Genomic DNA, 15,193 nt, shown 5'->3' with positions numbered 1-15,193 from the left:
CTCCTATCGCAGGAACAAGGCCGGAACGGAAGCGGCGAAATCAGGCCTTGGGCTTGGTTTCCGCCGCAACCTTGTCCTTGTTCTTCTGGATCAGGTCATAGGCGTGCTTGTACCAGTCGGTACCCGGATAGTTGGCACCCAGCACGGCCGCCGCCTTTTCCGCTTCCTCGGGCACGCCCAGCGCCAGATAGCATTCGGTCAGCCGCATCAGCGCCTCGGGCACGTGCGTGGTCATCTGATACTGGTCGACCACCGTGCGGAAGCGCAGCGCAGCCGCCAGCCACTGGCCGCGCACTTCATAGAAACGGCCGACTTCCATTTCCTTGCCGCCCAGGTGATCGCGCACCAGATCCATCTTCAGCCGTGCATCGGCCGCATATCGCGAATTGGGATAACGCCGCATCAGTTCGCCCAGCGAATCGAGCGCCTGCTGGGTGATCTTCTGGTCGCGAGTAACGTCGCTGATCTGCTCGTAATAGGAAATGCCGATCAGATAATAGGCATAGGGGGCGTCGCGGTTGCCAGGGTGGACCGCCAGGAAGCGCTGTGCGGAAGAGATCGCCTCGGGATAGTCGCGGTTCAGATAATAGCTGAACGCACCCATCAGCTGCGCGCGACGCGCCCACACCGAATAGGGGTGCTGGCGTTCGACTTCGTCGAACAGCGCGGCAGCCAGCTTGTATTGGTGCTGGTCGAGCTTCTGCTTCGCCGCGCTGTAGAGCGTGCCCACGTCGCGGGCGACATAGGGCAGATCCTTGGCCGAGCGCTTGGCGCAGCCGGCGACGGAAAGGGCGAGCACCGGGAGGAGCGCGAGCGCGGCCGCGCGAGGCATGGAGATACGCATAGGCTCGCGGGCTTAGCGCAGGGGCATGGCGTCAAACAATCCTTTTCGGGGCGGGATTGCGGCGGATCGCAGATCGGGCCACAGGCATTTCATCCTAGTAACCGCTTTCCAGTCAGAGAGACCCCATGCCCGCCACGCTTCTCGCCACGCATCGCGTCGAAAAACCTTGGGGCCGCCACACGCTGTGGCCGGGCTTCGTCGATCCCGCCGCCGATGGCGAACCGGTCGGCGAAATCTGGTTCCAGACGCCCGGCGACAGCACCCCGGATTTGCTGATCAAGTATCTGTTCACCAGCGAGAAATTGTCGGTGCAGGTGCACCCGAACGACGAACAGGCGCAGGCGGTGGGCCTGCCGCGCGGCAAGGATGAATGCTGGATCATCCTCGACGCCGAGCCCGATTCGACCATCGCGTTGGGCACCAGGGCGCCGGTGGAACGCGAGGCGCTGCGCGCCGCCGCGCTCGACGGCTCGATCGAACATCTGCTCGACTGGAAGCCGGTCAAGGCAGGTGACTTTTTCTATTCGGCCTCGGGCACGGTGCACGCGATCGGCGCGGGAATCACGCTGATCGAAGTGCAGCAGAACAGCGAGACGACCTATCGACTCTATGATTATGGCCGCCCGCGCGAGCTGCATCTGGACGAGGGCATCGCAGTGTCCGACCCGGTGCCTTTCGTCCCCCATCCGATGCCGGGCAAGGTGTCCGACGACCGCACGATTCTGGTGGAAGGGCCGAAATTCGTGCTCGAACGCTGGGAAGGCGGCCATCGGCGCTTCGACATGCCCGACGGTGTGACCGGCTGGCTGATCCCGGTGCGCGGCGAAGGCGTGGCCGACGGGATCGCCTTCAAGGCCGGCGAATGCCTCACGCTGACCGGTCATGTCGAACTGCACTCCGAAGTCGGCAGCGATCTGTTGTTCGCCTATTCGGGCGACACCCGGATCGCGCAGATGGACGTGCGCTGAACCGGGCGTAGTTCGCGGTTCACGCAACCCTACGCGGCGGCGGGGCGTTCGGCGCGCATCGATAACGACGAGGAGTTGATTCGATGCGCATGCTGCTCATCGCCGCCGCCGCTGCGGCGCTCACCGCGCCGGCAGTGCCGGCCATGGCCCAGGACTATCGCGACCGTGACGGCTGGCAGGACCGTGATCATCGGGACCACCGGGACTATCGCGACGGCGATTGGCGCCGCTGGCGCCAGTATGATTATAACCGCCCCGCGCCAGGTGCGCGGCAATATTGGGCCGACGATTATTATCGCGACGGCCGATATTATCGCGAGCGTCGCCTGACGCGGAACGACCGCATCTACCGCGGCCGCGACGGCCGCTATTATTGCCGCCGCTCGGATGGCACCACGGGCCTGATCGTCGGCGGCGTGGCCGGCGGTCTGTTCGGCAATGCCCTGTCGTCGGGCGGCAATGCCACGCTGGGCACCGTGCTGGGCGCAGCTGCAGGTGCTGCGATCGGCCATTCGGTGGACCGCGGCAACATCCGCTGCCGCTGATAAGAACAGGTGCCGGGCGCCGCGCGCGCCCGGCGCTTTCAGATGATGCCGCCGGTCAGCATCAGCCGCGCGCCACTGACGATCAGGATCAGCAGGTTCAGGTTGCGCCCCGCCGTCCCGCGCGAAATCAAGCCGAACACCGCCCCGACAATGGCAATCGGAAACGCCACCCAGTTGGTCAGCGGCAGGAAGGGGAACGGAATGATCCCCACCAGCGCAAAGGGCAGCGCCACCAGCCCGATCAGCAGCGAGATCGCATTGAACATGGTAGCGATATAGGCCCCGCCAGGTGTGTTATCAAGATATAACGCTTCGGTGTGCCCAACGCTTCCTTAACCTTCCTTCGGCATCCCGCGACGAGGATCCCGAAGGACAATGCCGATGGCCCGCCGCTTCTTCCTGCCGCTGCTGCTGCTGCTCCCGCTGAGCCTGACTGCCTGCGGCGAAGGCCCCGCGCCTGCCGACAATGGCGACGCCGCCAACGCCGCCGACCCCGCGCTCACCGCCGCGCTGCAGGACCAGATCATGGTTGATCCGCAACTCAGCCGGCAGGCCAATGGCGATGCGGTGCGGCCGCCGACCCAGCCCTATTCTGCAGGCGTTCCTGCCGATGATGTCGCAAAGAACGGCGCTCCTGCCATCGAACGCGACTTGCTCCACGCGCCTGCACCCCAGCCCGCGCCCAAAGGCTGCAGCCAGTGCGCCGCAGCGCGGGAATCGGTCACGCTCGGAGCTCTGGCCGAACGGCAAAAGGGCCTTGGGGGCAAGGCCTGCGCCGCGATCACCTATTCGGCCGGCTGGGCGCAGAAGCTGCCGCCAGACCTGCCGCTCCATCCCCAGGCGCATGTCAGCGAAGCCGCCGGCAGCGACGGCGGGAGCTGTCGCATCCGCGTTGTCAGCTTCTCCACGACGCTGCCGATGCAGGCGATGGTCGACTGGTATTATACCCGGGCGGTGCGCGCCGGCTATTCAGCCGAACATCTGGTCGACGGTCAGCAGCACATATTGGGCGGCACCCGCGATCGCGACGGCGGCGCCTATGTCCTTTATCTCGAGCCGCGCAAGGACGGCGGCACGGACATGGACCTGATCGCCAACAACGGCGGCTAAGCGGGCCGGACTGCCCGCCAGCGGTTTCCCTCTGCGCCAAACCGCGCTAGGTCGCGGCATGCCCAATCTTCTTCTTGTCATGCTCGGCGGCGCGCTCGGCTCCGCTGCGCGCTATCTGGTCGGCCGCGCCACCATCGCGATCGGCGGTGTCGACTATCCCTGGGGCACGCTGACGGTGAACGTCCTCGGCGGCTTCCTGATGGGATTGCTAGGCGCGCTGCTCAGCCGGTTCGACGAGGGCGGCGAGCAATGGCGGCTGTTGCTGGGCGTCGGCGTGCTCGGCGGCTTCACAACCTTCTCCGCCTTTTCGCTCGACACCTTCAACCTGATCGAGCGCGGCGCGCTACTGATGGCGCTTGGCTATGTGCTGGTCTCGGTGGTCGGCGCGCTGCTGGCGCTTGTCGCAGCCGTCTGGCTGATCCGTGAGGTGACGGCATGAGCGGCGAGAACGACGTCCGCCAGTTCGTCGTCGGCCTCGACGATGACGGCATCCGGCTCGATCGCTGGTTCAAGCGGCACTTGCCCGATGTGAGCTTCAACATCGTGTCGCGCTGGGCGCGCACCGGCCAGCTCCGCGTCGACGGCGCGCGCGCGACGCCGGGCGACCGCATCGCCGAGGGCCAGACGATCCGCGTCCCCCCGGCGGAGGCCCCCAAGCCGGCCGCAGCCGCGCGTCCGAAGTCGAACCGCCCGCCGCTCAGCGCCGAACAGACCGAGCTGGCGCAGTCGATGGTGATCCACCGCGACGCCGCCGCGATCGTCCTCAACAAACCCCCCGGCCTCGCCACCCAGGGCGGCACCAAGACGTTCGAGCATGTCGACGGCCTGCTCGACGCGCTCCAGTTCGAGGCGGAAGGCCGGCCCAAGCTGGTCCACCGGCTCGACAAGGACACCTCGGGCGCGCTGCTGATCGCGCGTTCGGCCCGCGCGGCGGCGTTCTTTTCGAAGAGCTTTTCCAGCCGCACCGCGCGCAAAATCTATTGGGCGCTGGTGATCGGCGTTCCCGACATCGAGGACGGCTTCATCGAGCTGCCGATCGGCAAGCAGCCCGGCACCGGCGGAGAGAAGATGCAGGTCGATGAGGAAGAGGGCCAGCCCGCCCGCACCCGCTACCGCGTGATCGAGCGCGCCGGAAACCGCGCCGCCTGGGTCGAACTCCAGCCGTTCACCGGCCGCACCCATCAGTTGCGCGTCCATATGGCGGCAATCGGCCATCCGATCGTCGGCGACGGCAAATACGGGCTGCAGGAGGCGTTCCTCACCGGCGGGATCAGCCGCAAGATGCACCTCCACGCGCGCCGCATCCGCATCGACCATCCCGATGGCGGCAAGCTCGACGTGCGCGCAGAGCTGCCGCACCATTTCGCCGAATCGATGCACACGCTTGGCTTCGATCAGGCGGTCGGCGACGCGCTGAAGCTCGACGAAGGCCCGCCGCCGCTGACGCGCGAGATGCAGAAGCAAAAGGCCAAGGCCCACGCCAAGACGATCCGCAAGGAACGCCGCGGCGAACGTCGCGGCCGGGGGACGAAGAAGTAGTGCTCGAACGGCTTCCTTCTACACTCCCCTCCCGCAAGCGGGAGGGGTGCGCCTGCTGCCAGTGACGGGCCTCCAATGAACCGCCTCGCCCTGTTCGATTGCGACGGTACGCTGGTCGACAGCCAGGCGAGCATCTGCCTCGCCATGGAGCATTGCTTCACCGCGCAGAAGCTCGATCCCCCCGCCCGCGCCGCGATCCGCCGGATCGTCGGCCTCAGCCTGGTCGAGGCGATCGCCACACTCTTGCCCGAAGCCGAGGACACGCTCCACCGCCACATGGCAGAGGCCTATAAACAGGCCTATTTCACCCTGCGCACCGCCGGCCATATCGAAGACGAGCCGCTTTATGACGGCATCCTCGAAAGCATCGAAACACTCGACGCCAATGGCTGGCTGCTCGGCGTCGCCACCGGCAAGTCGGATCGCGGGCTGCTCCGGGTGCTCGAGGCGCACGGCCTGCGCCAGCGCTTCGTCACGCTCCAGACCGCCGATCGCCATCCGTCTAAACCCCACCCGTCAATGATCGAGGCCGCGATCGCCGAAGCGGGCGCTGCGCCCGAAACCACGGTGATGATCGGCGATACCAGTTTCGACATGGCGATGGCGGTCGCGGCGGGAGCGCACCCCCTGGGTGTTGCATGGGGCTACCACACTCCCCATGATCTGCACGCGGCCGGCGCGGTGCGGGTCGTGGAGCATGCGTCGGACATCCCGCCGCATCTGGAGGCCTTATGACCGACACCGATCGCGTGGCGCGCAATCGCTATTTCCTGATGATGGCCGCCAATCTGGTAGGCGTGGCCGGCGCGGTGCTCGGCCTGCTGATCGCCGGGCGCGCCCATACGACCGAGCTGACCATGCTGGGCGGCACGTTGCTGCTCGCCTCGCTCTGGGTGATGGCAGCGATTCCCCGCATGCTCGCCCGCCGCTGGAGGACTCCGCCCGAAGCATGAAACGGTTCTGGAAAGACGTCGCTGTCGAAGGCGACACGATTGCACTCGACGGTCGCCCCGTCCGCACCCCTGCCCGCGCGCCGCTGGCGCTGCCGACGCCGCAACTGGCTGCGGCAGTGGCCGAGGAATGGCGCAGCGTCGGCGAGCAAGTCGACCCGCGTACCATGCCGCTGACCGGGCTGGCCAATGCCGCGATCGACCAGATCGCCCCCAACGCCGCCACCTTCGCCGCTGACCTCGCCAGCTATGGCGAGAGCGACCTGCTCTGCTACCGCGCCGATTCGCCCGATCCGCTGGTCGCGCGCCAGGCCGCACACTGGGATCCGCTGCTCGACTGGGCGCGGGGCCGCTACGACGTGCATTTCGAGACTGTCGCCGGCATCATGCACCGGCCTCAGCCGCCGGCAACGATCGCCCGGCTGAACGAAGCGGTCGCAGCACTCGACCCCTTCCGCCTCGCCGGCCTGTCGCCGCTGGTGACGATCACCGGCTCGCTCGTCGCATCGCTGGCACTGCTTGAGGGCGCCGCCGACCGCGAAGCCGTGTGGCGCGCCGCCCAGCTCGACGAGGACTGGCAGGCCGAACAATGGGGCGAAGACGAACTCGCCACCCGTGCCCGAGCCGTCCGGCGCGCGGACTTCGATGCTGGGGCACGGTTTCTGGGGTTGCTCGCGGCATAGCCCAATCCACCTTTCCATACACGCCGTCATGCCAGCGAACGCTGGCATCTCTCACAGCAGCGCTGCGCCGTGCCCGCCCAGTCCCGAAAAGATGCCAGTTGGCGCCGGGGTGACGGTGTGTGTGAAGGGGTTGGCGATATCGCACTCGCGCGCTAGCTTCCTGCCATGCCCGGTGGCTGGACCTACATCATGACGAACAAGCCGGATGGCGTCCTCTATACCGGTGTCACGGCCAACCTCGCCCAGCGCGTCGACCAGCACCGACGCGACGTCGGCTCTGCCTTTTGCCGCAAATATGGTCTGACGCGCCTCGTGCTCGCCGAACCGCACGACCGTATAGAAGACGCGATCCGTCGCGAAAAGGCGCTCAAAGCGTGGAAACGCGCATGGAAGGTGGAACTGATCGAGGCTACGAATCCGAATTGGGACGATCTGTTCGACCAGATCGCGTATTAGCCTTCATCCCATAAAGAACCGTCATGCCAGCGAACGCTGGCATCTCCCGCAGAGCGCTTCACCGTAACAACCAAGTCCCACAAAGACCCCAGCCTGCGCTGGGGTGACGGCTTGCGGAGGGCGATCAGCGCTTCGCAAGCTGCCCCTTACAAAACCTCTGCTTCCCCGGTCGGGTCGCCGCGCTTCATCAATCCGCGGATGAAGCCGATCAGGCCGGTCTGGCGCGAGCGCTTCAGCCGTTCGGCCTTCAGGATCGTGTGCACTGCCTCGAAGCAGCGGTCCGCATCGTCGTTGACCAGCACATAGTCATAGCCGTCCCAGTGGCTCACTTCGTTGGCGGCGCGGGCCATGCGGTGGGCGATCACCTCGCTGCTGTCGGTCGCGCGGCCTTCCAGCCGGCGGTGCAGTTCGGCCATGGACGGCGGCAGGATGAACACGCGCACCACGTCGCCACCCATCGTCTGATAGAGCTGCTGCGCGCCCTGCCAGTCGATGTCGAACAACATGTCGCGGCCGGTTGCCAGCACCGCATCCACGGGGCCCTTGGGCGTGCCATAGCGATGCTGGAAGACGTGCGCCCATTCGATGAAATGGTGCTGCGACACCATCTCGCGGAACTGGTCGACGCTGACGAACGTATAGTCGACGCCGTTCACTTCGCCGGGACGCGGCGGGCGCGTCGTTACCGATACGGAGACGGCAAGATCGGGTTCGGCAGCGAGCAGCTTGCGCGCAATCGTCGACTTGCCCGCACCCGATGGCGAGGAAAGGACGAAGAGAACCCCGCGGCGCCGAAAGCCATGCGGGTCGTGTTCGTGATGATCGGCCATGGGCGCCTTTGGCTTGGGTGCGGGGCGCACGTCAAGCCTAAGGCGCCACCACGGCGCGCGGCAGAAAGTGTCAGGCGGTGCCGTCGAGCTTGCGCTTCAGGTACAATGCGCCCGCCGCACCGGCGCCCAGCACCAGCGCCGCCGGCACGACTCGCTTGGCAACTTCCCAGGTGGCGATGCCGATCACCGCCCCCATCGCGCCGCCCTCACCGTCGCGCCGGTCGATGCTGCTGCCGATCCAGCCCGCAATTGCCTTGCCGATCATCCCAGTCTCCTTTTGGATGCTCAACGGCGGATATGCGCTGCGGGTTCCGAAAACCCCCTCTATCCACAAACCGTCACCCCAGCGAACGCTGGGGTCTCCTGCGGCCAGACGGCTACGTCGCAGCGCTGCTGCGGGAGATGCCAGCTTGCGCTGGCATGACGGCTGGATAGGGACAGGCTCAGCGGCCGACCATCGTCTCCGGCCGGACATACTGGTCGAACGTCGCTTCATCGACCAGGCCCAGCGCCAGACCCGATTCCTTCAGCGTCAGGCCCTTTTCATGCGCGTTCTTGGCGATCTTGGCGGCATTGTCATAGCCGATCGCCGGCGCCAGCGCCGTCACCAGCATCAGCGAGCGGTTGACGAGGTCGGCGATCTGCTTCTCGTTCGCCTTCAGCCCGTCAACAGTGCGTTCAGCAAAGCTTTCCATGCCGGTCGCCATCAGCGTGATCGAGCGCAGCACGTTCGAGCCGATCAGCGGCTTGAACACGTTGAGCTCCATATGGCCTTGCATGCCGCCCACGGTGACGGCCACGTGGTTGCCGATCACCTGGCCAGCGACCATCGTCAGCATCTCGCACTGGGTCGGGTTCACCTTGCCCGGCATGATCGAGCTGCCCGGCTCGTTTGCCGGCAGTTCCAGCTCGCCCAGGCCCGAGCGCGGGCCGGAGCCCAGCAGGCGGATGTCGTTGGCGATCTTGGTCAGCGACACCGCCAGCGTGTTGCAGGTGCCCGACAGGTTGACCAGCTGGTCCTTGGTCGCCAGCGATTCGAACTTGTTCGGCGCGGTGACGAACGGCAGGCCGGTGATCTTCGCGATTTCCGCCGCGACATCCTCGGCATAGTTGGGCGGCGAGTTGAGCCCGGTGCCGACGGCGGTGCCGCCCAGCGCCAGCTTGAAGATGTCGATTTCCAGCACGCTCTGGAACCGCGCCCGCGCCGAGGCGAGCATCGCGGCATAGCCCGAAAATTCCTGGCCCAGCGTCAGCGGCGTCGCGTCCTGCAAATGGGTGCGGCCGATCTTGACGATATGGTCCCAATCCTTCGCCTTCTTGTCGAGCGCGCCGTGCAGCCGCTCAAGCGCCGGATAGAGCTGCAGCGTCACGGCGCGCGCCGCGGCGATGTGCAGCGCGGTCGGGAAGCTGTCGTTCGACGACTGCGCCATGTTGACATGGTCGTTCGGGTGGATCGGCGACTTGCCGCCGCGCTTGCCGGTCAGGATCTCGTTCGCACGGCCGGCGATCACTTCGTTGACGTTCATGTTCGTCTGGGTGCCGCTGCCGGTCTGCCAGATCACCAGCGGGAACTGGTCGTCGAGCTTGCCGTCGATCACTTCCTGCGCGACCTGATCGATCACCTCGGCGATCTTGGGGTCGAGCCCGTGCTTCACATTCACCCGCGCCGCCGCCTGCTTCACGATCGCCTGGGCATGGACGATGCCGATCGGCATCCGCTCCTGCGCGCCGAACGGGAAATTCTCGATCGAGCGCTGGGTCTGCGCGCCCCAATAGGCGTCGGCGGGAACTTCGATCGCGCCGATCGAGTCGGTTTCGGTACGGGTGGTCTGAGTCACAGGATCCTCCGGGATGATTTGGCGCGGCTGTAGGAGCAAAAGTCCCGCTTCGCCAAGCCCGGATGGATCGAAGTCGACTAAGCGCCGGAAACATTTGATAACTTGCCCGGCCCGCCGGACGCGCTAGAGCAGCCACGCCACCGGCCGCAAACAGGCAGGGGCATCCGCAGGAAACATATCGATGCAGAACAGCCAAGCCCCTGACCGGGCGCGCGCCGCCCGGCGCGTCTCCGCCTTCGCCGCCACGCTGCTGGCGGGCGTGCTTGCCCCGACCCTCGCCCCCACCCTTGCCCACGCCCAGTCCGCCACCGGCGGGGTGGAAATCGCCAGCGACGAAAATCGCCGCGGTATCAGCTGGAGCGAAGGCAAGGTTTCCGCCTCGGCAGATGCGTCCGCGTCGCTGGCCGGCTTCGACCTGTCTGGCCGAATCGCCGCTACCCGCAGCTCGGTGCGAAGCGCCGGTGCCGATGCGGTTGCCGATGTCGAGCTGGGCCGCGCCTTCCGCGCCGGTGGCCTGGAGCTGCGCGGCTATCTGCTGGGCCATGTCTTCACGGGCGCACGCGGGCGGATGGATTATGGCGAAGTCGGCGCCAGCGGCGGCTTTTCGCTCGGCCCTGCGCAGCTTGAGGCCGGCCTTACCTACGCCCCGCCGCAAAGCGCGATCGGCGGCGACAATGCCTATGCCTATGCGAACGGCAATGTCGGGATTCCCGGCACCGCCTTCACGGTGCGCGGCGGCGCCGGGCATAGCTGGGGCGATTCGGACGGCCCCCGTTCCGCCCGGCTGCGGCCGACCGGCAGCTATAGCGACTGGCATCTGGGCATCGAGCGGACCAAGGACGCGCTGACGCTGGGGATCACCTATACCGGCACCGACATCCGCGAAGGCGCCGCGCGCTCGCCCTATGCCGACGCAGGCCATGCCGGCGACCGGCTGGTCGCCCGCGCACGGCTGGCGTTCTGAGAAACCGGCTTATTTCTTCCGCTTGAAGTCCACCGAGACGACGTTGGAGCCGTCATCCGCCGGCTTCACCGCCGACAGGCCGTCATTTTCGGCTTCGTCATGCGGCTCGGGGTCTTCGGGGCCTTCCTGCGCCTGGAAACGCAGGTCGAAATTGACCGCCGGATCGTGGAATCCGGTGATCGCCGCGAACGGGATCGTCAGGATCGAGGGAATCTGGTTGAAGCTCAGCCCGACCGAAAATTTGCGGTCGTCGACCGTCAGATCCCAGAAGCGGTGCTGCAGCACGATCGTCATTTCGTCGGGGAAACGCTCGATCAGCCGCTTGGGGATGTCGACCCCCGGCGCCTGGGTCTTGAAGGTGATGTAGAAATGGTGCGCGCCCGGCAGGCCGCCGGTTTGCGCCACCGAGCCGAGAACGCGGCCCACAACGGCGCGCAGGGCCTCCTGCACGATCTCGTCGTACGGAATCAAACTATCGGGCACATCGCCAGTCATGCCCTCTGGGTAGCGGCTGGAAAATTGCGGTCAAGATTGCATGCGACGCAGCGCGCGTTATGTGCACCCCCATGCGCACCGCGACGATCAGCCGCAAGACGAGCGAAACCTCGATCGACGTCACCGTCAATCTCGACGGCACCGGCGTCTATTCCATCAGCACCGGCATCGGCTTTTTCGACCATATGCTCGAACAGCTCAGCCGCCATTCGCTGATCGACATGGAGGTGAAGACCGTCGGCGATCTGCATATCGACCAGCATCACACGGTCGAGGACACCGGCCTTGCGATCGGAGAGGCGGTTGCGAAGGCGCTCGGCGACAAAAAGGGCATCCGCCGCTATGCCGATGCGCTGTCGCCGATGGACGAGACGCTGACCCGGGTGGCGCTCGACATTTCCGGCCGCCCCTATCTCGTGTGGAAGACCGAATTCTCCCAGAAGAAGCTGGGCGAGATGGACACCGAGATGTTCGAGCACTGGTTCCACAGCTTCGCCCAGACCGCCGGACTGACGCTGCATGTCGAGACGCTGTACGGCAGCAACAACCACCATATCGCCGAAGCCGCGTTCAAGGGCCTGGCCCGGGCGCTGCGCGAGGCAGTGGAGATCGATCCGCGCAAGGCCGGTGTGATCCCCTCGACCAAGGGAGTGCTGTGATGATCCTCGTGCTGCTCACCTACAAGGTCGACCTTGCCGAAATCGACGCGCTGCGCCCCGCGCATCTCGACTGGCTGAAACAGGGCGTCGCCGACGGCCGGCTGCTGGTGGCGGGGCGGAAGGTGCCGGTGACGGGCGGCTTCTTCTTCGCGCGCGGCGCGCTCGACGAAGTAAAGGCCTGGGCCGCGACCGATCCTTTCGCGACCGCCGGTGCGGCCGGCTATGACTTCATCGAAGTCGCGCCCAGCGTGCTCGCACCGGGGCTGGAGTCGCTCGGCCAGTGAGCGTTGCGCTGATCGATTATGGCGCGGGCAACCTCCATTCGGTGCACAATGCGCTGAAGGCAGCCGGCGCCACCGACATCGCCGTCACGGCCGATCCGGAAGCAGTCCTCCGCGCCGAGCGCATCGTACTACCCGGCGTGGGGGCGTTCGGCGCGTGCGCCGCCGGCCTGCGCGCGATCCCCGGGATGGTTGATGCGCTGGAGACGCGGGTGCTGCGCGACGCGGTACCGTTCCTCGGCGTGTGCGTGGGGATGCAGTTGCTGGCGACCACGGGCGAGGAACTCGGCACCCATGCCGGCCTCGGCTGGATACCCGGCACCGTGCGCCACCTGCCCGCGGGGCCGGACCTGCGCGTGCCGCATATGGGCTGGAACGACGTGGTGCCGACCGGCAATCACCCGCTGATCGAGCCGGGCGAGGCCTATTTCCTCCACAGCTTCGCGTTCGAGGGCGAGGCGGTGCTTGCGACCACCCACCATGGCGGCCCGGTGACGGCGGCGATCGGGCGGGACAACATCGTCGGCCTGCAATTCCATCCCGAAAAGAGCCAGCGCTACGGCATCGCCCTGCTGGAGCGGTTCCTGGCGTGGAAGCCGTGAGGGCAGCCCGCTCGACCATCGCTCCCCTCCCGCTTGCGGGAGGGGTCGGGGGAGGGACTGACGTGGTAGAAGCGCTGCTCGGTTCCATCCCCTCCCAGTATCGGGTGAACAGCGCCCCGCGCTGTTCAGGCCATTCCGGGGGCATGGCCGCGCCCGATACTCCCTCCCGCAAGCGGGAGGGGAACGCAGACGACAGCGTTCCGGTACACGGCACGCCGACATGGACCAGCCAATGACCCTGCACATTTTCCCCGCCATCGATCTCAAGGCCGGCCAGGTCGTCCGCCTTGCCGAAGGCGATATGGCCCGCGCCACCGTTTACGGCGACAACCCTGCCGCCCAGGCCGAACTGTTTGCGAAAGCCGGCGCCGAATGGTTGCATGTCGTCGATCTGGATGGCGCCTTTGCCGGTGAATCGGTGAACGGTCTCGCGGTTGCCAACATCCTCGCCAAGTTCCGCGGCAAGGTGCAGCTGGGCGGCGGCATCCGGAACCGCGAGTCGATCCAGCGCTGGCTGGAAATGGGCGTCACCCGCGTCGTGATCGGCACCGCCGCGCTGGAAAACCCGGACCTCGTCCGCGAAGCCGCCCGCGCCCATCCCGGCCAGATCGTCGTCGCCGTCGACGCGCGCGACGGCATGGTCGCCACGCATGGCTGGGCCGATGTGTCGGACGTGAGCGTCGTCGATCTCGCCCGCCGGTTCGAGGATGCCGGCGTCGCCGCCCTGCTCTTCACCGATGTCGGCCGCGACGGCCTGCTCAAGGGCTGCAATGTCGAAGCGACGGTGGCGCTGGCCAAGGCGGTGTCGATCCCGGTGATCGCCAGCGGCGGCGTAACCGACATCCACGACATCCATGCGCTGCGCGGCCATGTCGCCGACGGCATCGAAGGCGTCATCTCCGGCCGCGCACTCTATGACGGGCGCCTCGACCTGGCCGAGGCGATTGCCGCCGGGCGGGTGACTGCATGAGTTTCACGCGAAGGCGCGAAGGCGCGAAGAAAAGAAGGTTGGTTCACGCGGAGGCGCGGAGACGCGGAGGTTTTGCAGCCGGCGGCTATGGCGGCCAGACTCCCCCTTTCAGCGCACTGAAGGTGCTGCATCAAAGTGCCGCTGTCGCGGCACATTTCTCTCTCCGCGTCTCCGCGCCTCCGCGTGAACCAAATCTTCTTTTCGCCTTCGCGCCTTCGCGTGAAAATCGAAATCCCCCCGCGCCGGAGACCCCCGCATGACCGTCCGCGCCCGCGTCATCCCCTGCCTCGACGTGGCGAACGGCCGCGTCGTCAAGGGCGTGAACTTCGTCGAATTGCGCGACGCCGGCGATCCGGTCGAGCAGGCCCGCGCCTATGACGCGGCGGGCGCCGACGAGCTCTGCTTCCTCGACATCACCGCCAGCCACGAGGCGCGCGGCACGATCCTCGACGTGGTGCGCCGCACCGCCGAGGTGTGCTTCATGCCGCTCACCGTCGGCGGCGGCGTGCGCAGCGTCGAGGATGCGCGCGCGCTGCTGCTGGCCGGCGCGGACAAGGTCGCGGTGAACAGCGCCGCGGTGTCGCGGCCCGAAGTGGTCGCGGAGATCGCCGACCGCATGGGCAGCCAGTGCGTCGTCGCCTCGGTCGACGCGCGCCAAACAGCGGAAGGCCGCTGGGAAGTGTTCACCCATGGCGGCCGCCGCGCCACCGGCATCGACGCGGTCGAGCACGCGCTGCGCCTCGCCGCGCTGGGCGCGGGCGAGCTGCTCGTCACTTCGATGGACCGCGACGGCACCCGCGACGGCTATGACCTCGCGCTGATCCGCACCATCGCCGATCAGGTGACGATACCGGTGGTCGCCTCGGGCGGCGTCGGCGGGCTCGACGATCTGGTCGCAGGCATCCGCGACGGCCATGCCTCGGCCGTGCTGGCGGCGTCGATCTTCCACTTCGGCCAGGCGACCATCGCCGAGGCGCATGCCGCGCTCGCGGCGGCGGGGATTCCGGTTCGGGGGTAGGCGGGGCTTTGGGGGCTGATGCCCCAGCTCCGGCATTCGCGGCGATCATCGCCCGCCCCTTGAACAGCAGTCGCCACCTTGCGTCCGCAGCATCGTTCCCCATATGTACCGAAAATGCCGCCCTCAGACGGCCGCTCTTTGATCCTGTCTGGTGACACCTTCCTGCCCGCGAAGCGGCACGCTTTGCGGCATCGACCTGTATGTCAGCGGCAGCGCGCGCGTAAACGCCACGAGCCTAAACTTCCTAAACTTCGCATCGCCCCGGCAGCCCTTTGCCGGGCCCGACACCAGCCTGCATGGATGACGCCCCATCCTCCCGCGTCATGCCAGCGCACGCTGGCATCTCCCGCAGTAGCGTCGTTCCGTTTTCGCCCAGCCCCCGGGAGACCCCAGCGTCCGCTGGGGTGACGGCTGGTGGGCAGGGTTGCAATTCGCGGATGA

The 15,193-nt window shown here is 66.9% G+C and carries 21 protein-coding genes; 15 read left to right on the top strand and 6 right to left on the bottom strand.

Annotated elements, in window-relative coordinates; translation table 11 throughout:
• Nucleotides 1-40: 40 nt before the first annotated feature.
• The gene (locus ACT53K_RS02500) at nucleotides 41-844 is read right to left on the bottom strand and encodes an outer membrane protein assembly factor BamD (protein WP_476226951.1); all 804 of its coding nucleotides are present in this window, start codon (nucleotides 842-844) and stop codon (nucleotides 41-43) included.
• A gap of 125 nt (nucleotides 845-969) precedes the next feature.
• Between ACT53K_RS02500 and ACT53K_RS02495 the strand changes: the two genes are divergently transcribed.
• Entirely contained in the window at nucleotides 970-1,812 is an 843-nt protein-coding gene (locus tag ACT53K_RS02495; protein WP_476226950.1) for a class I mannose-6-phosphate isomerase, read from the top strand.
• A gap of 83 nt (nucleotides 1,813-1,895) precedes the next feature.
• Nucleotides 1,896-2,357, top strand: a complete 462-nt coding sequence (locus ACT53K_RS02490) for a glycine zipper 2TM domain-containing protein (RefSeq protein WP_476226949.1) — start codon at nucleotides 1,896-1,898, stop codon at nucleotides 2,355-2,357.
• Between the two features lie 38 nt (nucleotides 2,358-2,395).
• Here ACT53K_RS02490 and ACT53K_RS02485 read toward each other — a convergent pair whose 3' ends face one another.
• Nucleotides 2,396-2,623: a hypothetical protein gene (locus tag ACT53K_RS02485; RefSeq protein ID WP_476226948.1), complete on the bottom strand. Its 228-nt coding sequence runs from the start codon at nucleotides 2,621-2,623 to the stop codon at nucleotides 2,396-2,398.
• A gap of 115 nt (nucleotides 2,624-2,738) precedes the next feature.
• Between ACT53K_RS02485 and ACT53K_RS02480 the strand changes: the two genes are divergently transcribed.
• The 7 genes from ACT53K_RS02480 (at nucleotide 2,739) to ACT53K_RS02450 (ending at nucleotide 7,095) form a co-directional block, all read left to right on the top strand.
• Nucleotides 2,739-3,467 (top strand): hypothetical protein, encoded by a 729-nt coding sequence (locus ACT53K_RS02480; RefSeq protein ID WP_476226947.1) that lies wholly within the window; start codon nucleotides 2,739-2,741, stop codon nucleotides 3,465-3,467.
• A gap of 58 nt (nucleotides 3,468-3,525) precedes the next feature.
• Nucleotides 3,526-3,906, top strand: a complete 381-nt coding sequence (crcB, locus tag ACT53K_RS02475; protein ID WP_476226946.1) for a fluoride efflux transporter CrcB — start codon at nucleotides 3,526-3,528, stop codon at nucleotides 3,904-3,906.
• Nucleotides 3,903-5,006, top strand: coding sequence for an RluA family pseudouridine synthase (locus tag ACT53K_RS02470; protein WP_476226945.1), 1,104 nt, complete (start codon nucleotides 3,903-3,905; stop codon nucleotides 5,004-5,006). Before crcB ends, ACT53K_RS02470 begins: the two co-directional genes overlap by 4 nt.
• 75 nt (nucleotides 5,007-5,081) lie before the next feature.
• Nucleotides 5,082-5,741, top strand: a complete 660-nt coding sequence (locus ACT53K_RS02465) for an HAD-IA family hydrolase (protein ID WP_476226944.1) — start codon at nucleotides 5,082-5,084, stop codon at nucleotides 5,739-5,741.
• Nucleotides 5,738-5,959: a hypothetical protein gene (locus ACT53K_RS02460; RefSeq protein ID WP_476226943.1), complete on the top strand. Its 222-nt coding sequence runs from the start codon at nucleotides 5,738-5,740 to the stop codon at nucleotides 5,957-5,959. The genes ACT53K_RS02465 and ACT53K_RS02460 overlap by 4 nt, the downstream gene beginning before the upstream one ends.
• The gene (locus ACT53K_RS02455) at nucleotides 5,956-6,639 is read left to right on the top strand and encodes an ATP12 family chaperone protein (protein WP_476226942.1); all 684 of its coding nucleotides are present in this window, start codon (nucleotides 5,956-5,958) and stop codon (nucleotides 6,637-6,639) included. The genes ACT53K_RS02460 and ACT53K_RS02455 overlap by 4 nt, the downstream gene beginning before the upstream one ends.
• A 165-nt stretch (nucleotides 6,640-6,804) precedes the next feature.
• The gene (locus tag ACT53K_RS02450; protein ID WP_476226941.1) at nucleotides 6,805-7,095 is read left to right on the top strand and encodes a GIY-YIG nuclease family protein; all 291 of its coding nucleotides are present in this window, start codon (nucleotides 6,805-6,807) and stop codon (nucleotides 7,093-7,095) included.
• A gap of 146 nt (nucleotides 7,096-7,241) precedes the next feature.
• Here ACT53K_RS02450 and gmk read toward each other — a convergent pair whose 3' ends face one another.
• From gmk to fumC, 3 genes are all read right to left on the bottom strand, one after another.
• Nucleotides 7,242-7,925, bottom strand: coding sequence for a guanylate kinase (gmk, locus tag ACT53K_RS02445; RefSeq protein ID WP_476226940.1), 684 nt, complete (start codon nucleotides 7,923-7,925; stop codon nucleotides 7,242-7,244).
• 70 nt (nucleotides 7,926-7,995) lie between these two features.
• A complete protein-coding gene (locus ACT53K_RS02440) occupies nucleotides 7,996-8,190 on the bottom strand; it encodes a hypothetical protein (protein WP_476226939.1) in 195 nt (64 codons plus the stop codon).
• Nucleotides 8,191-8,368: 178 nt separating this feature from the next.
• On the bottom strand, nucleotides 8,369-9,763 hold the full coding sequence (fumC, locus tag ACT53K_RS02435; protein WP_476226938.1) for a class II fumarate hydratase: 1,395 nt from the start codon (nucleotides 9,761-9,763) through the stop codon (nucleotides 8,369-8,371).
• A gap of 181 nt (nucleotides 9,764-9,944) precedes the next feature.
• Between fumC and ACT53K_RS02430 the strand changes: the two genes are divergently transcribed.
• Nucleotides 9,945-10,727 carry a TorF family putative porin gene (locus tag ACT53K_RS02430; RefSeq protein WP_476226937.1) on the top strand — a complete coding sequence of 261 codons (783 nt, stop codon included), beginning with the start codon at nucleotides 9,945-9,947 and terminating at the stop codon, nucleotides 10,725-10,727.
• Nucleotides 10,728-10,736: 9 nt separating this feature from the next.
• Here ACT53K_RS02430 and ACT53K_RS02425 read toward each other — a convergent pair whose 3' ends face one another.
• Nucleotides 10,737-11,222, bottom strand: a complete 486-nt coding sequence (locus tag ACT53K_RS02425) for an SspB family protein (protein ID WP_476226936.1) — start codon at nucleotides 11,220-11,222, stop codon at nucleotides 10,737-10,739.
• A gap of 71 nt (nucleotides 11,223-11,293) precedes the next feature.
• Between ACT53K_RS02425 and hisB the strand changes: the two genes are divergently transcribed.
• From hisB to hisF, 5 genes are all read left to right on the top strand, one after another.
• Nucleotides 11,294-11,881, top strand: coding sequence for an imidazoleglycerol-phosphate dehydratase HisB (gene hisB, locus ACT53K_RS02420; RefSeq protein WP_476226935.1), 588 nt, complete (start codon nucleotides 11,294-11,296; stop codon nucleotides 11,879-11,881).
• Entirely contained in the window at nucleotides 11,881-12,165 is a 285-nt protein-coding gene (locus ACT53K_RS02415) for a YciI family protein (protein WP_476226934.1), read from the top strand. Before hisB ends, ACT53K_RS02415 begins: the two co-directional genes overlap by 1 nt.
• Entirely contained in the window at nucleotides 12,162-12,764 is a 603-nt protein-coding gene (gene hisH, locus ACT53K_RS02410; RefSeq protein ID WP_476226933.1) for an imidazole glycerol phosphate synthase subunit HisH, read from the top strand. Before ACT53K_RS02415 ends, hisH begins: the two co-directional genes overlap by 4 nt.
• Nucleotides 12,765-12,996: 232 nt before the next feature.
• Entirely contained in the window at nucleotides 12,997-13,734 is a 738-nt protein-coding gene (gene hisA, locus ACT53K_RS02405) for a 1-(5-phosphoribosyl)-5-[(5-phosphoribosylamino)methylideneamino]imidazole-4-carboxamide isomerase (protein ID WP_476226932.1), read from the top strand.
• Nucleotides 13,735-13,990: 256 nt separating this feature from the next.
• Nucleotides 13,991-14,752 (top strand): imidazole glycerol phosphate synthase subunit HisF, encoded by a 762-nt coding sequence (gene hisF, locus ACT53K_RS02400; RefSeq protein WP_476226931.1) that lies wholly within the window; start codon nucleotides 13,991-13,993, stop codon nucleotides 14,750-14,752.
• Nucleotides 14,753-15,193 lie beyond the last annotated feature (441 nt).

This window comes from Sphingomonas sp. DMC8 (assembly GCF_056314185.1).
Note: the sequence above shows the minus strand (reverse complement) of the source record. Positions and strands in the feature narration are given on the sequence as shown.

What these genes read in the sequence shown, in the direction of transcription:
- gmk (WP_476226940.1), bottom strand. Translation starts at nt 7,925, where the DNA reads ATGGCCGATCATCACGAACACGACCCGCATGGCTTTCGGCGCCGCGGG.
- ACT53K_RS02490 (WP_476226949.1), top strand. Translation starts at nt 1,896, where the DNA reads ATGCGCATGCTGCTCATCGCCGCCGCCGCTGCGGCGCTCACCGCGCCG.
- ACT53K_RS02470 (WP_476226945.1), top strand. Translation starts at nt 3,903, where the DNA reads ATGAGCGGCGAGAACGACGTCCGCCAGTTCGTCGTCGGCCTCGACGAT.
- ACT53K_RS02430 (WP_476226937.1), top strand. Translation starts at nt 9,945, where the DNA reads ATGCAGAACAGCCAAGCCCCTGACCGGGCGCGCGCCGCCCGGCGCGTC.
- crcB (WP_476226946.1), top strand. Translation starts at nt 3,526, where the DNA reads ATGCCCAATCTTCTTCTTGTCATGCTCGGCGGCGCGCTCGGCTCCGCT.
- ACT53K_RS02415 (WP_476226934.1), top strand. Translation starts at nt 11,881, where the DNA reads ATGATCCTCGTGCTGCTCACCTACAAGGTCGACCTTGCCGAAATCGAC.
- ACT53K_RS02455 (WP_476226942.1), top strand. Translation starts at nt 5,956, where the DNA reads ATGAAACGGTTCTGGAAAGACGTCGCTGTCGAAGGCGACACGATTGCA.
- ACT53K_RS02500 (WP_476226951.1), bottom strand. Translation starts at nt 844, where the DNA reads ATGCGTATCTCCATGCCTCGCGCGGCCGCGCTCGCGCTCCTCCCGGTG.
- hisA (WP_476226932.1), top strand. Translation starts at nt 12,997, where the DNA reads ATGACCCTGCACATTTTCCCCGCCATCGATCTCAAGGCCGGCCAGGTC.
- ACT53K_RS02465 (WP_476226944.1), top strand. Translation starts at nt 5,082, where the DNA reads ATGAACCGCCTCGCCCTGTTCGATTGCGACGGTACGCTGGTCGACAGC.
- hisF (WP_476226931.1), top strand. Translation starts at nt 13,991, where the DNA reads ATGACCGTCCGCGCCCGCGTCATCCCCTGCCTCGACGTGGCGAACGGC.
- ACT53K_RS02495 (WP_476226950.1), top strand. Translation starts at nt 970, where the DNA reads ATGCCCGCCACGCTTCTCGCCACGCATCGCGTCGAAAAACCTTGGGGC.
- ACT53K_RS02480 (WP_476226947.1), top strand. Translation starts at nt 2,739, where the DNA reads ATGGCCCGCCGCTTCTTCCTGCCGCTGCTGCTGCTGCTCCCGCTGAGC.
- hisB (WP_476226935.1), top strand. Translation starts at nt 11,294, where the DNA reads ATGCGCACCGCGACGATCAGCCGCAAGACGAGCGAAACCTCGATCGAC.
- ACT53K_RS02485 (WP_476226948.1), bottom strand. Translation starts at nt 2,623, where the DNA reads ATGTTCAATGCGATCTCGCTGCTGATCGGGCTGGTGGCGCTGCCCTTT.
- ACT53K_RS02425 (WP_476226936.1), bottom strand. Translation starts at nt 11,222, where the DNA reads ATGACTGGCGATGTGCCCGATAGTTTGATTCCGTACGACGAGATCGTG.
- ACT53K_RS02460 (WP_476226943.1), top strand. Translation starts at nt 5,738, where the DNA reads ATGACCGACACCGATCGCGTGGCGCGCAATCGCTATTTCCTGATGATG.
- ACT53K_RS02440 (WP_476226939.1), bottom strand. Translation starts at nt 8,190, where the DNA reads ATGATCGGCAAGGCAATTGCGGGCTGGATCGGCAGCAGCATCGACCGG.
- ACT53K_RS02450 (WP_476226941.1), top strand. Translation starts at nt 6,805, where the DNA reads ATGCCCGGTGGCTGGACCTACATCATGACGAACAAGCCGGATGGCGTC.